The sequence below is a fragment of the Verrucomicrobiota bacterium JB022 genome, from assembly GCA_030673845.1.
GTDB lineage: Bacteria > Verrucomicrobiota > Verrucomicrobiia > Opitutales > Oceanipulchritudinaceae > WOUP01.
The window spans coordinates 66,888-86,083 of sequence record JAUTCQ010000021.1 but is presented as its reverse complement, the minus strand read 5'-3'; the positions used below and the strand labels follow the sequence as shown (position 1 = coordinate 86,083).

Annotated in this window: 15 protein-coding genes; 3 read left to right on the top strand and 12 right to left on the bottom strand. The window is 61.1% G+C overall.

Annotation, left to right across the window (positions count from 1 at the left end):
* Positions 1-21: 21 nt before the first annotated feature.
* The 7 genes from Q7P63_16745 to glmS form a co-directional block, all read right to left on the bottom strand.
* Complete coding sequence (locus Q7P63_16745) at positions 22-666, bottom strand: acyltransferase (GenBank protein ID MDP0501744.1); 645 nt, start codon at positions 664-666, stop codon at positions 22-24.
* Positions 663-1,691, bottom strand: a complete 1,029-nt coding sequence (locus Q7P63_16740; GenBank protein ID MDP0501743.1) for a Gfo/Idh/MocA family oxidoreductase — start codon at positions 1,689-1,691, stop codon at positions 663-665. Before Q7P63_16740 ends, Q7P63_16745 begins: the two co-directional genes overlap by 4 nt.
* A gap of 16 nt (positions 1,692-1,707) precedes the next feature.
* Positions 1,708-3,021, bottom strand: a complete 1,314-nt coding sequence (locus Q7P63_16735; protein ID MDP0501742.1) for a nucleotide sugar dehydrogenase — start codon at positions 3,019-3,021, stop codon at positions 1,708-1,710.
* A gap of 13 nt (positions 3,022-3,034) precedes the next feature.
* On the bottom strand, positions 3,035-5,263 hold the full coding sequence (locus Q7P63_16730) for a polysaccharide biosynthesis tyrosine autokinase (GenBank protein MDP0501741.1): 2,229 nt from the start codon (positions 5,261-5,263) through the stop codon (positions 3,035-3,037).
* Positions 5,264-5,294: 31 nt separating this feature from the next.
* Positions 5,295-5,900 carry a polysaccharide biosynthesis/export family protein gene (locus tag Q7P63_16725; protein ID MDP0501740.1) on the bottom strand — a complete coding sequence of 202 codons (606 nt, stop codon included), beginning with the start codon at positions 5,898-5,900 and terminating at the stop codon, positions 5,295-5,297.
* Between the two features lie 15 nt (positions 5,901-5,915).
* Positions 5,916-7,073 carry a hypothetical protein gene (locus Q7P63_16720; protein ID MDP0501739.1) on the bottom strand — a complete coding sequence of 386 codons (1,158 nt, stop codon included), beginning with the start codon at positions 7,071-7,073 and terminating at the stop codon, positions 5,916-5,918.
* Between the two features lie 354 nt (positions 7,074-7,427).
* Positions 7,428-9,281, bottom strand: a complete 1,854-nt coding sequence (gene glmS, locus Q7P63_16715; GenBank protein ID MDP0501738.1) for a glutamine--fructose-6-phosphate transaminase (isomerizing) — start codon at positions 9,279-9,281, stop codon at positions 7,428-7,430.
* 324 nt (positions 9,282-9,605) lie between these two features.
* Here glmS and Q7P63_16710 point away from each other — a divergent pair, with 324 nt between their 5' ends.
* Positions 9,606-11,048 carry an exopolysaccharide biosynthesis polyprenyl glycosylphosphotransferase gene (locus Q7P63_16710; protein ID MDP0501737.1) on the top strand — a complete coding sequence of 481 codons (1,443 nt, stop codon included), beginning with the start codon at positions 9,606-9,608 and terminating at the stop codon, positions 11,046-11,048.
* 157 nt (positions 11,049-11,205) lie between these two features.
* Entirely contained in the window at positions 11,206-12,264 is a 1,059-nt protein-coding gene (locus Q7P63_16705; protein ID MDP0501736.1) for a LamG domain-containing protein, read from the top strand.
* A gap of 18 nt (positions 12,265-12,282) precedes the next feature.
* Here the strand turns inward: Q7P63_16705 and Q7P63_16700 are convergent, their stop codons facing one another.
* The 4 genes from Q7P63_16700 to Q7P63_16685 form a co-directional block, all read right to left on the bottom strand.
* A complete protein-coding gene (locus Q7P63_16700; protein MDP0501735.1) occupies positions 12,283-14,331 on the bottom strand; it encodes an ATP-binding protein in 2,049 nt (682 codons plus the stop codon).
* A gap of 151 nt (positions 14,332-14,482) precedes the next feature.
* Entirely contained in the window at positions 14,483-15,523 is a 1,041-nt protein-coding gene (gene ruvB, locus Q7P63_16695) for a Holliday junction branch migration DNA helicase RuvB (protein MDP0501734.1), read from the bottom strand.
* The gene (gene murA / locus Q7P63_16690; protein ID MDP0501733.1) at positions 15,516-16,820 is read right to left on the bottom strand and encodes a UDP-N-acetylglucosamine 1-carboxyvinyltransferase; all 1,305 of its coding nucleotides are present in this window, start codon (positions 16,818-16,820) and stop codon (positions 15,516-15,518) included. The genes ruvB and murA overlap by 8 nt, the downstream gene beginning before the upstream one ends.
* A gap of 6 nt (positions 16,821-16,826) precedes the next feature.
* Positions 16,827-17,669 (bottom strand): hypothetical protein, encoded by an 843-nt coding sequence (locus Q7P63_16685; GenBank protein MDP0501732.1) that lies wholly within the window; start codon positions 17,667-17,669, stop codon positions 16,827-16,829.
* A 155-nt stretch (positions 17,670-17,824) separates the two neighbouring features.
* Here Q7P63_16685 and Q7P63_16680 point away from each other — a divergent pair, with 155 nt between their 5' ends.
* Positions 17,825-18,196, top strand: coding sequence for a dUTPase (locus Q7P63_16680; GenBank protein MDP0501731.1), 372 nt, complete (start codon positions 17,825-17,827; stop codon positions 18,194-18,196).
* On the opposite strand, the gene Q7P63_16675 is transcribed toward Q7P63_16680, so the two are convergent.
* Positions 18,193-19,152: a bile acid:sodium symporter gene (locus Q7P63_16675; protein ID MDP0501730.1), complete on the bottom strand. Its 960-nt coding sequence runs from the start codon at positions 19,150-19,152 to the stop codon at positions 18,193-18,195. The two genes, Q7P63_16680 and Q7P63_16675, sit on opposite strands and share 4 nt — an antisense overlap.
* Positions 19,153-19,196: the final 44 nt, after the last annotated feature.

Sequence of the window (19,196 nt, the reverse complement as noted above, 5' to 3'; positions counted from 1 at the left end):
GAAAAAGAACGAAAAGAGCGCTTACGGGTGGTAATGCGCGTAGGGGTTCTGGCCTTGCGCGAGGGCCTCTGGCAGCGGGTCGTCCTCCGGCAGGTCGAAACAGTAGAGCTCGCCCTGTTCGTTGAGGGCGTAGTGCAGCCCCGACTCGGGGCAGGTCCAGACGCCATCTTCAGACTTGCGCAACGGGTGCCCGTGGCGGCTGACGTAACCGGCCGGGCGAGCGGGTACGCCCATCATCAGCGTATAAGGTGGCACGTCCTTCGTCACCACGGCCCCGGCGGCAATCATGCAGTAGCGGCCGAGCTTGGTGCCGCAGACGATGGTGGCGTTGGCCCCGATGGTAGCGCCGCGCTCGATCTTGGTCTTCTCGTAGAGGTGGCGGCGGACCACCTGCGAGCGCGGATTGCTGATATTGGTCAGCACGCACGAAGGCCCGAGGAAGACGTCGTCTTCGATCTCCGTGCCTTCGTAGACCGAGACGTTGTTCTGGATCTTCACGCGGTCGCCGATCACCACATTGGGCGCGATCATCACGTTCTGCCCAAGCGAGCAGTTTTCGCCGATCACCGCGCCGGAATTGACGTGCGAGAAGTGCCAGATGCGCGTGCCGCTGCCGATTTGGGCGCCGTCGTCGACGACGGCCGATTCGTGGGCCTTGTAGCTCATACCGAGGCAACCTCCAGTTGAGAGAGTTCAACGGTGGAGCCGGTGTCCATCGCACGCTGGCAGGCTTCGAGCGTCCGCATGACGGCCTGCCCGGAGACGCCGTCCGTAAACGGCTGGCGGCGGTCTTGCATGCAATCCAGGAAGTGCTGGCACTCGGCCTTGAGCGGCTCGGAGGTCGGGTATTCGATCAGCTCGGCCTCGGCGCGCTTGGCGACCGGGCCGCGGTCGGACCACTCGACCCGGTGGGCAAAGAGCTGCAGCTTGCGATCGGGCAGGGTATCGTCGAACACCGCCATGCGGTCTTCGCCCACCACCACGATGCGCTGCTCCTTGAACGGGTTGAGCCAGCTGGCCTGCAGGTAGCCCTCGACTTCACCCGGGAAGTTGAGGTGCGCGTGCACCACGTCGGCCACGTCGCCCTGCAGGAAGCCCGTGCCGTGGCAGTGCACGGAGACGGGTTCGCTACCGGCCAGCCGCAGCATCACCGAGAGGTCGTGCGGAGACAGGCTCCACAGGGCGTTCTCGGCCGTGCGAATCTTGCCGAAATTGAGGCGACGGCACTGGATGTAGCGCAACGGCCCGAGCGCACCTTGCTCCACCAGCTCATAGAGGCGGCGGACGGCAGGGTGGTGCTCGAGCAGGTGGCCGACCATCAGCAGTCGGCCATGCGCTTCAGCGGCAGAGACCATGCGCTCGCCTTCCTCGGCATTCATCGCCATCGGCTTTTCCACCATCACATCCTTACCGGCGGCGAAGGCATCGCACGCGATCTGGAAGTGGGTGGGAGCCGGCGTGGCGATGACCACGCCGTGGATGTCGTCGCGCTCCCAAAGAACCGCCGGATCGTCGAAGACTTCCGCGCTCGGGGCGAGCTTGCGGGCTTCTTCGCGGCCCTGCGGCGAAGGGTCGACCACGGCCGCCAAGGCGCCGAGTTCGGCAAAATTGCGGACCAGGTTGCGGCCCCAATAGCCGCACCCCAGCACGGCTACCCGGCGGTCGAGGTGGTTCAGCGAGGATAAGGACATGGAGATGGAGAGAGGCTCAGGATTTGAAGAGCTGGCCCTCGCGGATGCTGCAGCCGTGCATCGCGTTGCGGGTGTCGACGATCAGGTCGGTCCAGTTGGCCAGCTCTTGGTAATCGACGCTTTGGTGGTTGGTGGCGATGAGCACGAGGTCGAACTCCTGCAGCACATCCTGCTTCCACTCGATCGACTTCCAGCCGGTGTATTCCGGGTGTTCGCGCGTCTTGGGTACGACAGGGATGTGCGGGTCGTAGAAGGAGACTTCGGCGCCATGGCCGCGGAAGAGGTCCATCAACTCCAGGGAGGGCGACTCGCGCATATCGTCGACGTTCGGCTTGTAGGCCAGGCCGAGGATCAGCACCTTGCTGCCCGAGATTGCCTTGCGGCGGCCGTTAAGGGCCTCCATGCAGCGCTGCAGCACGTAGCGCGGCATCTGGGTGTTGGTCTCGCCTGCGAGGGAGATGAAGCGGGTAAACTGGTTGTACTCGCGCGCCTTCCAGCTCAGGTAGTAGGGGTCGATCGGGATACAGTGGCCGCCGAGACCCGGGCCCGGGTAGAAGGGCATGAAGCCGAAGGGCTTGGTCTTGGCTGCGTCAATCACTTCCCAGATGTCGATGCCCATGGCCTCGTAGACGATCTTGAGCTCGTTCACGAGGGCGATGTTCACGGAGCGGAAGATGTTTTCCAGCAGCTTGGTGGCTTCGGCCACGCGGCAGGAGGAGACGGGCACGGTCTTCTCGATGGCAGTGCCGTAGAGAGCGCAGGCGCGCTGGGTGCAGCTGGGCGAAATGCCGCCGACCACTTTGGGGATGCGGCCCACCTGGCTCAGCGGGTTGCCCGGGTCTTCACGCTCGGGCGAGAAGGCGAGGCAGAAGTCACGACCGGCGACGAGGCCGGAACCCTCTTCGAGGATGGGGCGCAGTTCGTCGTCCGTCGTGCCCGGGTAGGTCGTCGATTCGAGAATGATGAGCTGGCCGGGGCGGATGTGCGGCGCGATGGAGCGACCCGTGGCGAGCACGTAGGTCAGGTCAGGCTCATGATTCTTGTTCAGCGGCGTGGGCACGCAGATGATGACGGCCTCGGTCTCGGCGATCGACGAAAAGTCGTTGGTTGCCTGGAAGCGCTCGTTGTCGAGCTGCTCCTGGAGGGAGGCGGAGGCGATGTGCTTGATGTAGCTTTCGCCCTTGTTCAAGCGCTCGACCTTTTCATCGTCGATGTCGACGCCGTTCACGTTCAGCCCGGCGCGGGCGAACTGGAGGGCGAGCGGCAGGCCGACATAGCCCATGCCGATGATGGAGACGGAGGTGAAGGCGGCTTGTTCGCCGACTTCCACCGAAAAGTTTTCGCTAGGCGCGACCGGTTTCAGGCTGGAGAGGTTCACGGGCTGCGAGAGAAGAGGACTGTGAGGAGGATTTGTTGTCGCCATAGTAGTTGCGGTAAGTCTTTTCGTCGTAGAATCCATAGAAGCCGTATTGTTGGGTGCGGCTGGTCTTTGTTTGGTTGAAAATGACGCCGAGCACGCGGCCGGGCGTGTGGTCGATCCGCTCGAGCAGGTATTTCACCTTGCGGCGGTTCACGTGATTGTGCTTGGCCACGAAGATCGTTTCATCGGCCTGGCTGGCCAGGAAGAGGGCATCGGAGAAGCCGCCGACCGGGGGCGTGTCGATGATGATCTGGTCGTAGTTGTCGCGCAGGCGCAGCAGCAGGTTGTGGAACTTCTGCGACTGGAAGAATTCGGAAGCTTCCTGGGTGGTGCCACCGGTGCGGAGCACGTGCAGGTAAGGGCTCACCTGGCGGATCTCCAGCAAGGGATCGTCGAGCACCGATTGCTCAGCGGAGGGCACATCGCCACGCTCCAGCCAGGGGATCAGGCCCGCGTCGTTCTTCATTTCGAAGTAGCGGTTGATCTGGGGGCGACGCAGGTCGCAGTCGATCAACAAGGTGCGGGCGTGGTGCTTGGCGAAGCAGCTCGCGAGGTTGCAGGCCACGAAGGTCTTGCCTTCTCCCGGGAGCGTCGAAGTGATGATCGAGACGCGGGGCGAGGTGGCTTCGCTCATCAGCATGATCTGGCTGTAGATCGAGCGGAAGTATTCGCGGGCTCGCGGGTTCTCGTTGTCGAGCACGATCTTGGCGCGTTTCTCCGGGTTGTTGCCCTTTACGAGCGGGATTTCACCAAGGAAATTCTTCTGCAGGAAGCTGCCCACGTCCCACTCGGTCTTCAGCTTGTTGTCGAAGGCCTCCATTGCAATCGGGATGCCGACGAGGATGAGGAGGAAGAGCATGGCCGAGGAGGCGATGACCTTGTTGCGGTCGGGCGTAAAGGGAGCGCCGGCAGGCTGGGCTTCGTCCACGATGCGGGCGTTGACGTTGCCGAGCTGGCTGGAGACGTTGGTCTCGTTGAGGCGCGACATCAGTTGGTCGAACAGGCGCTGGTCGCTCTCGATCTGGCGGCGCAGCACGTTGTATTCGATCGCCTGACGGTCGCGGCGCAGGGCTTCCTGCTCGGCGGAGGCCAGTTCGGTCTGCAGCTTGTTTTCGCGCTCCTGGGCTTCGGCCAACTGATTGCGCAGGTCCGTCACGCGGGTCTGGATCTGGCGGTCGAGCATTTGCTCAAGGCCTTCGATCTTCTGGGCGTTCTCGACCATGCGCGGGTGGCGCTCGAGATACTTGGTGTTGAGCGTTTCACGCTCGGCCTTGGCTTCCGCCAGCTTGGCGGCGGTAGCGTCCACGCCGCTGCCTTCGGAGATCGCGGGGATCTGGAGCAGGTTGCGGTCGGTCTGCATGGCATCCTCGACTTCGGCCACCTTGGCGGAAGCATTGAGGCGGTTGACGCGGGCCCGGGTCACGGCGGCGTTCAGCTCCTTCATGCGCTCCAGCACGATGTTCTGATTCTCTTCGAGCGAGACGAGATTGTGCTGTTGGCGGTAGTCTTGCAGCTTCAGCTCGCTGGCTTCGATCTGGCCGCGAAGCTCGTCAGCCTGCTGGCGGAGGAAGCCGAGAGCGCGCTCGTTACCGAGGTCGCTGCGCTCGCCCATGTAGTCGATGTATTCCTGGGCATAGCGGTTGGCCAGCAGGGCGGCGCCTTCGGCCGAGCGGTGGCGGAACGTGATGCGGAAGAGGGGTGCGCCACGGCCCGGGGAAATCGCGGAAGCCTGGCGGATGACGCTCGCGAGGGAAGGCGTCTTGCCGTCTTCATCCGCATAAGGGCGGGTGAGCAGCGTCTGCTCTTCCTGGTTGAGAGAGTCGATCACGCGCTGCATGAACTGGCGGCTGGTGATCTGCTCCAGGTGCACTTGCAGGATCATGTCTTCCTTGCCGCGCAAGGAGGTATCGACCACTTCCTCGATGTCCACGATGCGTTCGGGCGTGGTTTCGAAGAGCAGGGTGGTACTGGATTGGTAAAGACGTGGTTGCGACCACATGTAGGCGGCCAGTAGGCCAGCCGCCACCAGGGCGATCAGGGCCGCCCACCAGGCGCGTTCCCGCACGATCAGCAGGTAGTCCTGCAGCGTACGCTTTGGTTCACGTTTGGGGGCGGTAGTCCACCCGGAAGAGTTGTTGTGCGTATCAGCCATGGCAGCGCCGAGCGAGTTAGGAAGGGAGGGGTTAAAAAAGTCGTTGGGGGACTACGATGATGTCGCCTGCGTAGACGAAGTAGCCGTCCTGGTTGGACACGTCGTTGCGTGCCTTGAGGAACTTCTGCACATCTACACGGATAGTCGTGCGGCGGCCTTCCTCGTCGGTGCGGGTGATCTTGACATCACCCGTGTCGGCGATGCCGGTAAAACCACCGGCGCGGGAGAGGGCTTCGACGATCGGGATGCGGTTGTTCTCGATCGGCAGCGAAACCTGGCCCGGGCTGCGAACTTCCCCGAAGATCGAAATCTGTTTGGGGGTGTATTCATCGATCGAGACGGTCACCTGCGGGTTGCGCAGGTAGCGCTCGTCGCGAAAGAGCTGCTCGATCTTGTTTTCCGCATCGCCCACCGTCAGGCCGCCGATCTCGACGCGCCCGAGCAGAGGGATTTGCACCCGGCCCTGGACGTCGACGCGTTGCGAAGTCGTCAGGTCGGGATTGTCATAGACCGTGATCGTGAGCAGGTCTTGTTGATTGAGGCGATAGACGTCGGAAGACGGAGCGGAAGTTTGCCCGTGCAGCGCACTGCCAAGCAGGAGGCAGGCAGTCAGGAGGAAGCGGAAGAGAGTGTGCATGTTCGTTGGTTTGAGCTAGAAGCGTTGCATGAAGCCGGCCTTGAGCGTGTAGCGCGTGTAGTTGTTGGCTTCCAAATCCGAGTCGCGCTTCATCCAGGAGGCTTCGCCGAAAAGTCTGGAACCTTCCCACATCGAGTAGAAGACGCCTTGCCGGGCTACGAAGATCGTGTCGTCGCTACTGCTGTCGTTGTTGGAGCTGAAGCGGTAGATGTCGTAGCCGACGAAGGTCATGGTATAGAGCTTCGGGTTCCATTCCTTCTGCATCTGGGCAGAGAAGCTCGTCTCGTCGTTACTGCGGCCGTCTACAGTGGTGTTGTAATCCTGGATGGCCGTGAAATCGAAGAGGATGTCTTCGCGGAATTGCCAGCGGGCCTGCGCTTCGAAGAAAATCGCGTCGTTGTCCTGGCGGCTTACGATGACGCCGCCGCGGTCTTCGGAATCGAAGTTGCGCTGCTGCCAGCCAATCCGGGCGCTAGTCTCCAGTTTTTCATTCCAGACGCCGCGGGCGCCGATGTAAATGGCGTGGTCGTCGCTGTTCAGCTCTTCGTCGTTCCGCAGGTCGGGGAACTCGGCGAGGCTGAAGTCTTCGATGTCGGTATGGCGGTAGCGGTAACCACCGAGCAAGTCCCAGCGCTCCGAATAGGTGTAGACCAGGTTGGTGCCGCCTTCATAGGTTTCGTTACCGATGAAGTTCGCATCGTAGATATTGGTATTCTGGTAGCTGCCGAACAGCTCGGACGTGATGCGGTCGGTATAATGGTAGAGGAACAATCCGTCCGCAGTGGTAACCTCGCCGTGGATGCGGCTACGGTTGCCCGACAGGTCGGCTACTTTACTGTTGATCTCGTTGAACTCGTTGTAGCTGCCCTTGAGGTCCACATAATAGCGGCGCTCGTCCACATTAGGGAACGTCAGCTGGATCGAAGACTTGATATCTTCTGAGTTTTCCGAGTCGAACTCGTCAAAGTAGTTGAACTGCACGCCGCCCTTGGCGATCAGGTGCATAATGCCATACGTGCGCTCATAGGAGATTGCCGGGCGCACGGAGAATACGGTATCGTCCGGGCTTACGTTGTTACCGAAAACGGCGCTGTCGTAGGTGACATCGGCCAGAACTTCTGCGTGAAAGTAGTTACGCGGTCCAAGTTGAGCCGCGGCGGGAGCGGCCCCCATGGCAATCAAGGCCAGAGTGCCACCTGCGAGTCGTGGGTTTAAAGGACAATTCATATCGAGAAACGAGAGTGGTCGCCGCAGCGATGCCAATATCTTTGCAAGGATGGGACCAAAACGAGGCGAGAAGCTGTAACTTGCTGATTTTCAGAGGGAAGAAAATCTTCTATCTTGCGGTGCATGGGGGAAGGCCCCTTTGTCGTGCAGTCTGCACCTTTGAGCGCAAATTCGATCTTGCAGATTGTAGATTGCACTCCTGTCGTTTGGCCGGTTCGCATTCTGCCTTGTTACAGAATGTTAAAAAACGGCCGCGGCCCTAAAAGGCACGATCGACCGTTGTCATTGGTAAGCAGGTAGTTACTCGACCGTAACCGACTTCGCGAGGTTGCGCGGGCGGTCCACATTGCACCCGCGAGCCACCGCTGCATAATACGAGAAAAGCTGCAGGGGGATGGATGCGAGGACCGGCATGAGCGCCTCATGGGTTTGCGGGATCGTAATGATGTCGATCCCCTTCTCTTCGCAAAGGGGGCTGCCCTCAGTTGTAACGACAATAACGGGGCCACCGCGAGCCTTCACTTCATGGATGTTGGAGGCCACCTTCTCGATCATATCGTCCTCCGGTGCGATAAAGAGGGAAGGGCAGGTGGGCGAGACGAGGGCGAGGGGGCCGTGCTTCATTTCCGCCGCCGGGTAACCCTCGGCGTGGATATAGGAAATCTCCTTGAGCTTCAGGGCGCCTTCCAACGCGAGCGGGAACATCATCTGGCGACCGAGGAAGAGGAAATCGTTGAAGTCGGCATACTTCTTGGCCACGGCTTCGATCTCCTGGGTCTTTTGCAATACCTGCACGATCTGCTCGGGCAATTCGTGCATCGCCTTCACGATGCGCATGCCTTCGGTCATGCTCAGATCACGCAAGCGGCCGAGGTAAACGCCCACCATCGTGGCCAGCAACACCTGGGAGGTGAAGGCCTTGGTCGAAGCGACGCCGATTTCCGGGCCGACGTGTTGATAGATACCGCCGCCTGCTTCGTGGGCGATAGTCGAGCCCACCACATTGGTGATGGCGAGCGTCTCAAAGCCCTTGCGCTTCATTTCGCGGAGCGCTTCCAGCGTGTCGGCAGTTTCGCCGCTCTGGCTGATCACGAAGCACAGCGTGTCGTCGGGGATCGGGGCGTTGCGGTAGCGCAGCTCGCTGGCGTACTCGACGTCGACTGGAATGCGGGCCAGCTTTTCGATGATGTACTTTGCCAGGAGGCAGGCGTGCCACGCCGTGCCGCAACCCATGAAGAGGATGCGGTTGATGCGGCGCAGGTCCTTCGCTTCGAGGTTGAGGCCGCCGAACTTGGTTGTGCTGCCGTCGGAGCTGAAGCGACCGCGCATGGAGTTGCGCAAGGCTTCGGGTTGCTCGAAGATTTCCTTGAGCATGAAGTGCGCGAAATCGCCGCGGCCGTAGTCATGCTCCTCGCGTGCTTCCATCTCGCAGATCTCGGCAGTCACGCGCTCGTGATCGAGATTGAAGATTTCGAAATCCTTACCCGTCAGGCAGGCGACTTGGCCGTCGTCGAGATACACGATGTTGTTCGTGCGCCCGCAGAAGGCAGCGGCGTCGCTTGCGACCATGTTTTCGCCATTGCCGATGCCAAGCACCAGCGACGAACCCAGGCGGGCGGTAATGATCGTGCCGGGTTGCTCGGAGCACATGGCGGCGATCCCATAAGAGCCCTTCACTTCGCGCAGGCCGGCGAAAACGCTTTGCAGGAAAGCATCCTCAAGCCCCTGGGCGCGGAAGTCTTCATAATACTGGGCAATCAGGTTGCAAAGCACTTCCGTGTCCGTCTCGGAGTGGAAGTGCACGCCGTTTTGCTCCAGGCGGCGCTTGAGCACGGTGTAGTTCTCGATCACCCCATTGTGGACGAGCGCGATACGCCCGCAGTTAGAGAGGTGGGGGTGAGAGTTCTCAGGCGTCACGCCACCATGGGTGGCCCAGCGGGTATGGCTGATTCCGGAGTTGGCGTGAACCTTCTCCTTCATCACGATCTGGCCCACCGTTTCCGGGCTGCCGATATCTTTGAAAATCTTGATGCCCTTGCCATTCATCAGGGCATGGCCGGCGCTATCGTAGCCACGATAGGCCAGGCGGTTGAGTCCTTCGACCAGAATTTGAGGGGCGGCGTCATCGCCCACGTATCCAACAATACCACACATAAGAGAAAGAGGTTAAGAGTGCTGGCTCCCCTTCTACCATGCCCCATGCCAATTGCCGGATGCCCCTGCGTAACAACCTCCATTTTGAGGGCGATCACCCAACGCTCTAAAGGATTTTTTACAGACTCTCCGTGTAATTGCCGTGGAAATCATGCAGGATGCGTGCAGAGTGCGGTCAGTATGCATCCCTAGGAAATGCAGCCTGCACTTCAGCCTATTCTATTTCTAGATATTGCTGACAATTTCCCACTATTTCTGCGCCTTGAGCGGCAGGTGAGGGGTATTCCCGGATAGAGGTGGCATTAAATATGTTAGAGGGCAGGCATGCTCTCTACCTCGTCTCAGCCCGCAAAGGCGTTGGAGAAACCCTTTACGCCTCTCGTCGTATCTGCGCCCGAAACGCATCGTCAGCCGCTCGCGCGATTTACCACGGCTTCCTTTGTCAGTGGAAGCCTTGCCGTCTTCGATACGGTCCTCAGTTTTGGGGTCCTGCAAGCTATTTCGTGGGGGGTAAACCACTACTGGAAGGTAGCGGTCAGCCCCGGTGTAATTGGCGCCACCGCGCTTGGCGTCTGGATTACATCCATTCTGGCAGGAGGTTACCGTCGCTCTAGCCTGCTGCGAGGCGATGGCTGGATGATGGACTACTGGACCGCCGTTATTCTCTTTGCCGTCGTCTCTGGGGCCCTCTTCGGGTTTTCCATTCAGTATGACTGGGTCACCATCAAGTCGGCCCTACTGGTCCTTCTTTCCGTCTCCGGCACGATCCTGATCGGCATGGCAGCTCGCAAGATGCTGGCGCGCTTTTTGCGCGACACCTTACGCCAACGCTACATTATGGTAGTGGGCTCACCGGAACACACCCGCGAGTTTTGCCGCGAAATGCAGGCCGAAAACTGGCCTCACCGCGTCGTGCATGTCGACATGCAAAGCGTGACTGCTGATGGTGTGGCCTCTCGTGCCCTCTGGGGGCAGGCGCGCGAAGCGCAAGTAGAGTCGGTCGTTTTGCTCGATCCGGTGGAATCGGCCTCGAACACTTTCAAGGAAATGCTTTTGCGCTGGGACCGCCACAGCATCCCGGTTTTCGACCTGCACCGCTTCTATGCCAATTTCTGGCAGAAGGTGCCGCCTTACGCCTTGCATGCGGGCTGGGGCCAGGAAGAAGGCTTCTTGCTGCACCGCCAGCCGGTCTATCGCATGATCAAGCGCGCGGTAGACCTCGCGGGCGGCTCTGTCATGCTGGTTGCACTCTCGCCTCTGCTCGCGCTGCTTGCGCTGGCTGTGCGCCTGGAGAGCAAAGGCCCGGCGATTTTCCGCCAAACCCGCGTGGGGCAGGGCGGCACGCCCTTTACAATCTACAAGTTCCGCACCATGTGCGAAAGCGCCGACAAAGGCGACCGCTACACCCGCACCAACGACAAGCGCATTACTCGGGTGGGTGCCATCTTGCGTAAAACCCGACTGGACGAGCTGCCCCAGCTCTTCAACGTGCTCCAAGGTCAGATGAGCCTCATTGGCCCCCGCGCCGAATGGGTGCGCTGCACGGAGGAGTATGAGAAGACCATCCCGTATTACCACTGGCGTCACATCGTGAAGCCTGGGATCTCCGGCTGGGCACAAGTGAACTATGGCTACGGAGAAAATGAGGAGGATACCAAGGAGAAGCTGAAGCTCGATCTCTACTACGTAAAGCATTACTCTCCCTGGCTCGACATCCGTATTATCCTCAAGACTCTGTCGGTCGTCGTGACAGGTAAAGGCCAATAAGCCTGCCCATTGCGGCACGCAATGTGCGCGATTCAGGTATTGCAATGCGCATTCACGTTGTCCCAGGTGAGGATAGACTGAAGAGTAAGCCGCTGATAACAAGATAGATGCAGCCGTGACCAATTTTTGGCACGGCTCTTTCTATATCTGGAGGTGCATGAAAAACGCACTTTCTCTTCTGGCCTTCTCGCTTGTAGGGTCCGCGTGCTCGCTTCTCGCTCAGACGCCAGAACCGTTGCACTACTGGGCTTTCACCGAAGTCAACGGTGGTGTAGCTGTAGATGCCGGCACGGCCGGCTCTGGCGCTACCTTGCGCGGAGGCGCCCACAACAACAAAGTAGGCGTCAACACCCAAGGTCTCGGCCTGCCGAGCGGAGATGCTGCCGCCGTTTTCACTTCGACCTCTATCAACCAGTTGACCTTGGCTGCATGGATGCGTGTCGCTAGCATGCCAGACCCTGCGGCCGAAGTTTATGCTGGTCGTATCATCGAAGCTCCCGCTTATACGCTGTTTGTATCCAATAATCCCACTGCGCTCGTCTTCGAGTATCGCTACGACGACTTTTACGAAGCCAAGTGGCGTTGGAATATGCCCGCCAGCGAATTGCTCGGCAAGTGGAACCAGGCTGCTGTCGTGTTCGACCCGATGCTGCCGACCAACATCCCCACTCTTTATCTCAATGGCCAGCCGGTAGCAGGCGGCGTGCGCGACAAACTGAGCGAAGGTGCACCCATTGATAATGCCGGCACCGGCTATATTGGTAACCGTCAGGAAGGCGACCGCCGCTTCCTCGGTATGATCGATGAGGTTATGGTCTTTGATGCGCTGTTGACCCAACAGCAGATCAATGAGGTTAGCCTCACCTATCTGCCAGAGGAGTATTTCAGCTTCTTCAATTCCGAATACCGTGATGGCGACTGGGTTTACGCCGACTGGATGGGCTGGGTATTCGTGCGCGATTTCCCTTGGTGCATGAGCGCCCGTCAAGGCTGGTTCTACGTGGATGTGGCGACCGATTTTGGCGGAGGCAACGCCTACTTTGCCGCTACACGAGAGGATAACGGGCAGCCGCTCGGCTGGGTCCACCTCTCTCGCGATTCGGACAACCTGCTCTACCACTTCGGCCTCGAAGCATGGATCCAGTACGATCCGAATTCCGTCCGCAACCGCTATTGGAACTTCCAGAGCGAGTCGTTTATTATCACCAACCCGTAAGCGCTCCTGCGTTTATCTCTATTCTTTTGAGCCGTCCTCCTCATGGGGGCGGCTTTTTTCGTTTTGCAGCAGTTGCTCCAAAGCGTGTTGCAGTTCTGCCTTACGAACGGGTTTTGAAAGGTAGGCATTCATCCCGGCGGCCAGACACTGCTCAGCATCGCCCTGCATGGCATGGGCCGTCAAAGCAATGATGGGAATGGAGCGCACGGCCATGCCGACGGTGCCCAGGCGGATGCGCCGGGTGGCTTCATAGCCATCCATTTCCGGCATCTGGCAGTCCATGAGGATCCCATCAAAGCGTTCCTCCTGCAGGATCATCAAAGCTTCACGGCCATTGGCGGCCACGCGGGAGCTATGGCCCAGCCCCTTGAGGGTCAGTTGTAGCACCCGCTGATTGGTTTCGATATCCTCGACGATCAGCAGGTGCAAGGGACGGGGAGGGGCGACAGGGGAGGCGGTCCGCTCTCTTTGACCGTGGCTGTGGAGCTTGGCCCAGACGTCGGTCGGGCGCAGCGGCTTATAGATTTGGCCCATTTGCCAGCCCCGGCGCTGCGAAAGCGGGAGTGTTTGCCCAAAGGGCAGTAAGGCAAGGCAGGGCAGAGCAGGGTGCCGCCGCTGTAGCTCAGCTCTAGCTTCATCGTCCGGAGATTCCGGGGCTGGCGGCACTCCGAGCACGATCAACCCGGGAGCAGTGGCGTTTTGCAACGCACGATGTGCTTCCAGCCACGAGCGAAATGGCTCCACTTCGGCGCCGGCGAGGGCCAAGCGGCGCGTAGACAATTCGCGGGCGTCCGGGTGGGGCTCCACCAATGCAATCCGGAGGCTGGCGCGGCGTGCATTCGATTCTGCCCAGCGGATGACCTTGCACGGGAGCTGGAACCAGAATTCGGACCCCCGCCGGGGCTGGCTGCGCAGGCCGATCTGGCCCTGCATCAGCTCTACCAGTCGACGACTGATGCTCAAGCCCAGCCCTGTGCCGCCGTGGCGACGCGTCAAGGTGCCATCGGCCTGGGCAAAGGGCTGAAAGAGCTTCTCCTGTGCTTCTGGCGAAATGCCACATCCGGTGTCGGCGACGCAGAATGAGATGTGCGGCACATCGCCATTCTCACCAGGCATCAAGCGAGCCTGTAGAATCACGTGGCCCGTCTCAGTAAACTTGACCGCGTTGGACAGCAGGTTGACGAGGATCTGGCGCAGGCGGGTCGGATCGGTCTCCACGTATGAAGGGAGGTCCGGAGCCCAGTCGAGCAGCAGTTCCAGACCTTTGCGCGCAGCTCGTTCGGCCAGCATCAGCAGGCAACCCTCCACCAGCTCCAGCAGGCCCACCGACTCCGGCTGGATGTCGAGGTGTCCAGCTTCGATTTTCGAGAAATCGAGGATGTCGTTGATGATCCGCAATAGCGATTCCGCGCTATCGTGGATCGTCCGGGCAAAAGACCCTTGTTGCTCGTCGAGTTGCGTTTCGAGCAGCAGGTTACACATCCCGATGACGCCGTTCATCGGGGTGCGGATTTCATGGCTCATGTTAGCGAGGAACTCGCTCTTCAGGCGCGTGGCCGTCAGTGCGGCTTCGGTCGCCTTCTCCAGCTCATGGTTGGCATGGTTGAGCTGATTGGCCATCTGCTCCAGCGCCTGGTTCTTGCGGCGCAGCTCCACCTTCTGCGCTTCGACGAGCTCCAGTTGCTGCATCAGCAGGCGATGTTGGAGGTTGAGCAGCTGGCGGGTGGGGATCAGGCCAAGGAATCGCTGTTGAGGCCCCAGCAAGACAACATCGTCATAAAGGTGGTCTTCGGGGCGCTCGAAAAGCTCGCGCAATACCTCTTCGAAAGCATCGCCCTCCTGTAGCGTGAGCGCGGGCGTAAACTTGATCTCGTGGACCATCTTGCCGCCATACAGCGCAAAACCGTAGCGTCGCCCGAGCAATGCGCCCAGCTGGGTTTTCGAGATCAGCCCCGCAAAGCGCCCCGACTCCTGCACGATGGCGACAAATTCGCGCTGGCTCTCCAGCAGAAGTTGCTGGACACGTTCCAGGGTCTCATGGGGCGAGACGGCCAGCGTCGAGGCCACAAGCGCGCCGTAGCTTCCTTGGAGGGAAACCGGCAGGGGTGTTGGATCATGGGTTTCGGTACTCAGCAAGAGTGACACTTAACCCAATTCGGATTTCTGCGAGCCTGCCCTGTAACAGTTCGGTGAATTTACGCCGTCACTACAGCCAAAGCTACAAAAGCTGACCCTGTTGGTGGGCCGGAGGCACCAGGCCGAGGTATTCGTAACCTCGCCGCGTCAGCATCCGACCTTGCGCCGTCCGCTGCAAAAAGCCCTCCTGGATCAGATACGGCTCATGCACTTCCTCGACCGTATGCGGTTCTTCGGCCACTGCGACAGAGAGGGTACTGAGGCCCACCGGGCCGCCGCCATAGTTTTCCGCCAGGCAGCGCAACAGGCGCTGGTCGAGTTCATCGAGCCCGTAGGCATCGATCTCCAGCAGTTCGAGCGCTTTCGAGGCGGTCGCTTTGGTGATCACGCCCGTGCCGCGCTGCTCGCTGTAGTCGCGGACGAAGTGGAGCAGGTTGTTTACGATTCGGGGCGTGCCCCGAGCCCGACGAGCGATTTCGCGCGCGCCCTCATCCTCGATCGGCACGCCCAAAAGATGGGCGCTGCGCTCCACGATGTGGGTCAGGTCGTCGCGATCATAATAATCGAGGCGCGTCTGGAGTGTAAAGCGGCTGCGCAGCGGTGCGGTCAGAAGGCCGCGCCGAGTGGTGGCACCGATCAGGGTAAAGCGCGGGATGTCGAGCCGGACGCTGCGCGCGTTGGGCCCTTGGTCGAGCATGATGTCGATCCGGAAGTCTTCCATCGCCGAGTAGAGATACTCCTCCACCGTGCGCGGGAGGCGGTGGATTTCGTCGATGAAGAGGATGTCGCCCTGCGAGAGGTTCGTCAGCATGCCCGCAAGGTCGCCCGGGCGTTCGACCACGGGCCCGGAGGTCACACGGACCTGCGTGCCCATCGCGTTGCCGATGATCTGAGCGAGGGTCGTTTTGCCCAAGCCGGGCGGTCCGCTTAACAGGATGTGGCTGAGCGTGCCGTTGCGCTGCCGGGCGGCATCAACCATCACGCGTAGGCGCTCGACCGTCTTGGCCTGCCCGGTAAAGTCCTCCCAGCTCAGCGGCCGCAGCGCAGCCTCCCAGCTGGCAGGCTCCTGTTGGGCTTGTTCGAGGAAGGCGCGCCCCTTGGGCTGTGGATCGAGGTTACTCACCTTTCAGCTCGCTCGGCATTTCACTCTCGGGCAGGCGCTCGATCTGGGCGCCCAGCGTCCGCAGCTTCACTTCCATCTGCTCATAACCGCGGTCGAGGTGGTAGATGCGCTGCACCCACGTTTCGCCTTCGGCGGCGAGGCCGGCCAGCACCAGGGCGGCGCTTGCACGCAGGTCGCTCGCCATCACCGGGGCGCCGCTGAGACGGTCCGTGCCTTTGATGATGGCATTCGCGCCCTCGATTGCGATGTTGGCCCCCATGCGCAGCAGCTCCGGCACGTGCATGAAGCGATTCGGGTAAATCCGTTCGGTAATGATACTGAGGCCGGGCGTCAGCGCCATCAGTGCGCACATCTGGGCCTGCAAGTCGGTCGGGAAACCCGGGTGAGGCAAGGTGATCAGCTCGATCGGGTTGCGCGGGTCGCGGCGCGCGCCATGCACCGTAATGCGGCGGCGCTCGGTGTCGGCTTCCCAAGGCACATTGGCTTGTTCAAAGATATCGAGCAGGGCGCGCATGTGGCCGGGCACGACATTCTCCACCGTCACGTCTCCACCGGAGATGGCCCCGCCCACGAGAAAGGTGCCGGCCTCGATGCGGTCGGGCACGATGGTGTGGCGGCAGCCCTTGAGCTTGTCGACGCCGGTGATGCGGAGGTAGTGGCTGCCGATATTCTCGATCTGCGCCCCCATCTTGACGAGCATGTCGCAGAGGTCGACCACTTCGGGCTCGCAGGCGGCGCTCTCGATGCGGGTGATGCCCGGTGCGAGCACCGCCGCCATGATCATGTTGGCCGTGCCGGTGACGGTCGAGCCGTGGCGTCCGCCGAGGAAAAGGTAGTCGCCTTGCAGCTTGCTGCCGTCGACCTCCACGTAGCCGCGGTCGATCTTCACGTCGCAGTTCAGGCGTGCGAGGCCCTTGAGGTGGAGGTCGATCGGGCGGGGGCCGATGACGCAGCCGCCGGGCAGCGACACGCGGGCGTAGCGCAAGCGACCGACGAGCGGCCCCAAGAGCGTGACGGAGGCGCGCATCTTGCGCACTAGCTCATATGGCGCGATCGGGCTGACGTTGCGTGCGGTGATCTTCCAGGTGTGCGGATCTGGGCGCTCCACCTCTGCGCCGAGATAGCGCAGGATTTCGCCCATATAGCGCACGTCGGAGAGGTCGGGAACCTGCTCGATAACGCAGGTTTCCTCAGTCAACAAAGTAGCGGCAAAAATGGGTAATGCGGCGTTTTTGGCGCCCGACATGGTCACCGTGCCCTGTATCGGGCGGCCCCCTTCAATCCGGATCACATCCATGGACGATTATCCTGCAGACTCGGGATTGGTTGACGAGGAAGATTTGGGCCCGCTGCGACGCTTGCGTCGGCGCGGCTTGTCCTTGCCGTCCGCTCCAGCGTGCTCGTTGCGTTCGCCCCGCTCGTGGTCTTGCCCTTGGCGCGCTTTCGGTGGGTTGGGGTTGCCGCCAGCCTCCTTGCCTTTGCCGCGTCGGTTGCGTCCACCGCGCCGCCGGCCCTTGCGAGGCCCCTTGTCACCCTCATCGTTGCCTTGGCGATTCGCCTCCTCGCCTGCCGGTCCTGACGCCTCTGCTTTGGGTTGCTGGGGCTTGGGCTGCTTGTCGCGGCGGGGCCGTTGCTGCTCGTTCTTGCCGTGCTTCCCGTCTTTGCCGCCCTGCTTCGGGCTATTGTTATTGCGGCGACGGTTGCGGGGGCGCTTGCGTGGAGCTTCCGTTGCGGCATCGTCTGTTTCCTGGCCCTGCGGCTCGTCTCCCTCCGGATCTTTCTCGGCTTGTCGGGGACGAGGTTTGCGCGGGGCCTGCTCTTCGCGGGATTCGCGCCATTCTTCCCACCATTCTGCCAGACGAGCCCGGAATTCCAGCCAGCCGCCCATCAGCCCGGAATGGCGGACGGTGGTCTGCTTGTCTGCCACGCGAAAATCACGCTCCAGGGTACGGCTGTCGAGCAGGGTCACATCTTTCGCTTCCGGCACCTTGAGGTGCGTGGCGTGGTTGTGCTTGCCGGACGCACGCCCATTCCGCTGCGGCGTGTAATCGACGGCAGGGATGCTATGGGGGGCCACCGGGGTTACATGCAAACGCCCTTGGGCGTCACGTTCCAGATAGCGATCAAGGTTTTCAAACTCGGGCATGGCAAACGGCGCTCCGGCACTGGAAGCAGACAGACAGTAAAACCGGGGAGCGAAGAGGGTCATGAAGCCCGAAAGCTTGGCCGTCTTCAATCTTTTTCAGCGCCTTCCGGGGTTTGCCTTGCCGCCTTTCCAGCTCGCTGCCATACGAAACGGGGATGGACAAATTGGCTGAGATTTTCCGCCTGCAGGAGGCGCTCAACGAACGCATCGGCGTGAGCCTGAAAGACCTCGACGAGGCCGAACGTACCAAGTGGGTGCTCAATTACACCCGCGCCATGCAGCAGGAGATGGCCGAGCTGGTCGACTCCGTGCCGTGGAAGTGGTGGGCCCGCTATCAGGAGTTCGACCTCCAGAACGCCCGCGTGGAGGTGATCGACCTGTTCCACTTCCTCGTCTCGCTTGCCCAGACCCTTGGCATGACCCCCGACGACGTTTTCCAGGCCTACCTCAAGAAAAACGAGGTGAACCACAAGCGCCAGGAGACCGGCTATACTGCCAAAGACGCCGAAGACTCGCGCCACATTTAGGCACCCCGAGCGCGCGGCCATTGGCTGTGCGCGAGCAACTGCAGCGGATGGCAGATCAGTAAAGGCATCAGGATCAGCCCAAGCTGCTCTGCCCACACCGTGGGGCCAAACAGAAGAGTGGCGATGGGGATGCCCGTCGCCAAGCTCTTTTGCCCGCCGGTGATGAGCAGGCTGATCCGCTGGGGCTCCTCCATCCGACGCAACCGTGCTATCACCCAGAGTGCGAGTTGGCCGCCCGCAAAAAGCAGCACCGCGCTGCCCCCGGCCGCAATCGCTTCCCCCCGGCTCAAATCGGCCCAGACGCCTTGGGCCACGCTGCGGGCCATGGCGAGAAACAGGAGGTATAGAATTACCCCAAGGTTGAAATACGCTGCCCACCACGGCGTGGCATAAGGCCGCACCGCCGGAAAGGTCCGCAGCCACGTGCCCAGTAACAAGGGGAGGGCGAGCAGGAAGAAAAGCTCTTCGATCAGCCCCCAGAAATCGCCGCTCCCGCCCTGCGATTGGGCGAGATAGAGCGACATCAGTGCGGGAGTAAGCAGCACCGAGGCCAGATTGGAAACCGCAGTGGCCATGAGCGCCATGACGCGATCGCCGCCATTTTCGGTCGCAATCGCCACGGCGGAAGTCACGGTAGTGGGCAAGACTGACAGGAAGGCCAGGCCAATTGCGATGGCGGGCGGCAAGGGCAGGGCCTTCACCAACAGCCAGCCGATGATCGGCAGGAGCACAAAGTTGCCCGCGAGCACCCACGCAACCCGCTCCAGTTGCCGCCCCCAGCCCCCCAGCTGCTTGAGGTCGAGCGAAAGGCCCTGCAGCAGGAAAATGCCGAAGATGCCCGCGTTGCGCGCCCACGCATGGTCGATAGCAGATCCCCAGGAGCCCGGGATGACCGCCGAAAGGGCGATCACCAGAAAAATGCCGGGGATCATAAGTTGCCGGGCGGAAACTTTCATGGGTGAAGCTTGCGCACAAACCGACAATCCTGACAATGCGCCCT

Coding starts and splice junctions, on each gene's coding strand:
- glmS (MDP0501738.1), bottom strand. CDS start 9,281: ATGTGTGGTATTGTTGGATACGTGGGCGATGACGCCGCCCCTCAAATT.
- Q7P63_16745 (MDP0501744.1), bottom strand. CDS start 666: ATGAGCTACAAGGCCCACGAATCGGCCGTCGTCGACGACGGCGCCCAA.
- Q7P63_16680 (MDP0501731.1), top strand. CDS start 17,825: ATGGACAAATTGGCTGAGATTTTCCGCCTGCAGGAGGCGCTCAACGAA.
- Q7P63_16720 (MDP0501739.1), bottom strand. CDS start 7,073: ATGGGGGCCGCTCCCGCCGCGGCTCAACTTGGACCGCGTAACTACTTT.
- murA (MDP0501733.1), bottom strand. CDS start 16,820: ATGGATGTGATCCGGATTGAAGGGGGCCGCCCGATACAGGGCACGGTG.
- Q7P63_16710 (MDP0501737.1), top strand. CDS start 9,606: ATGCTCTCTACCTCGTCTCAGCCCGCAAAGGCGTTGGAGAAACCCTTT.
- Q7P63_16705 (MDP0501736.1), top strand. CDS start 11,206: ATGAAAAACGCACTTTCTCTTCTGGCCTTCTCGCTTGTAGGGTCCGCG.
- Q7P63_16675 (MDP0501730.1), bottom strand. CDS start 19,152: ATGAAAGTTTCCGCCCGGCAACTTATGATCCCCGGCATTTTTCTGGTG.
- Q7P63_16740 (MDP0501743.1), bottom strand. CDS start 1,691: ATGTCCTTATCCTCGCTGAACCACCTCGACCGCCGGGTAGCCGTGCTG.
- Q7P63_16730 (MDP0501741.1), bottom strand. CDS start 5,263: ATGGCTGATACGCACAACAACTCTTCCGGGTGGACTACCGCCCCCAAA.
- Q7P63_16685 (MDP0501732.1), bottom strand. CDS start 17,669: ATGCCCGAGTTTGAAAACCTTGATCGCTATCTGGAACGTGACGCCCAA.
- Q7P63_16725 (MDP0501740.1), bottom strand. CDS start 5,900: ATGCACACTCTCTTCCGCTTCCTCCTGACTGCCTGCCTCCTGCTTGGC.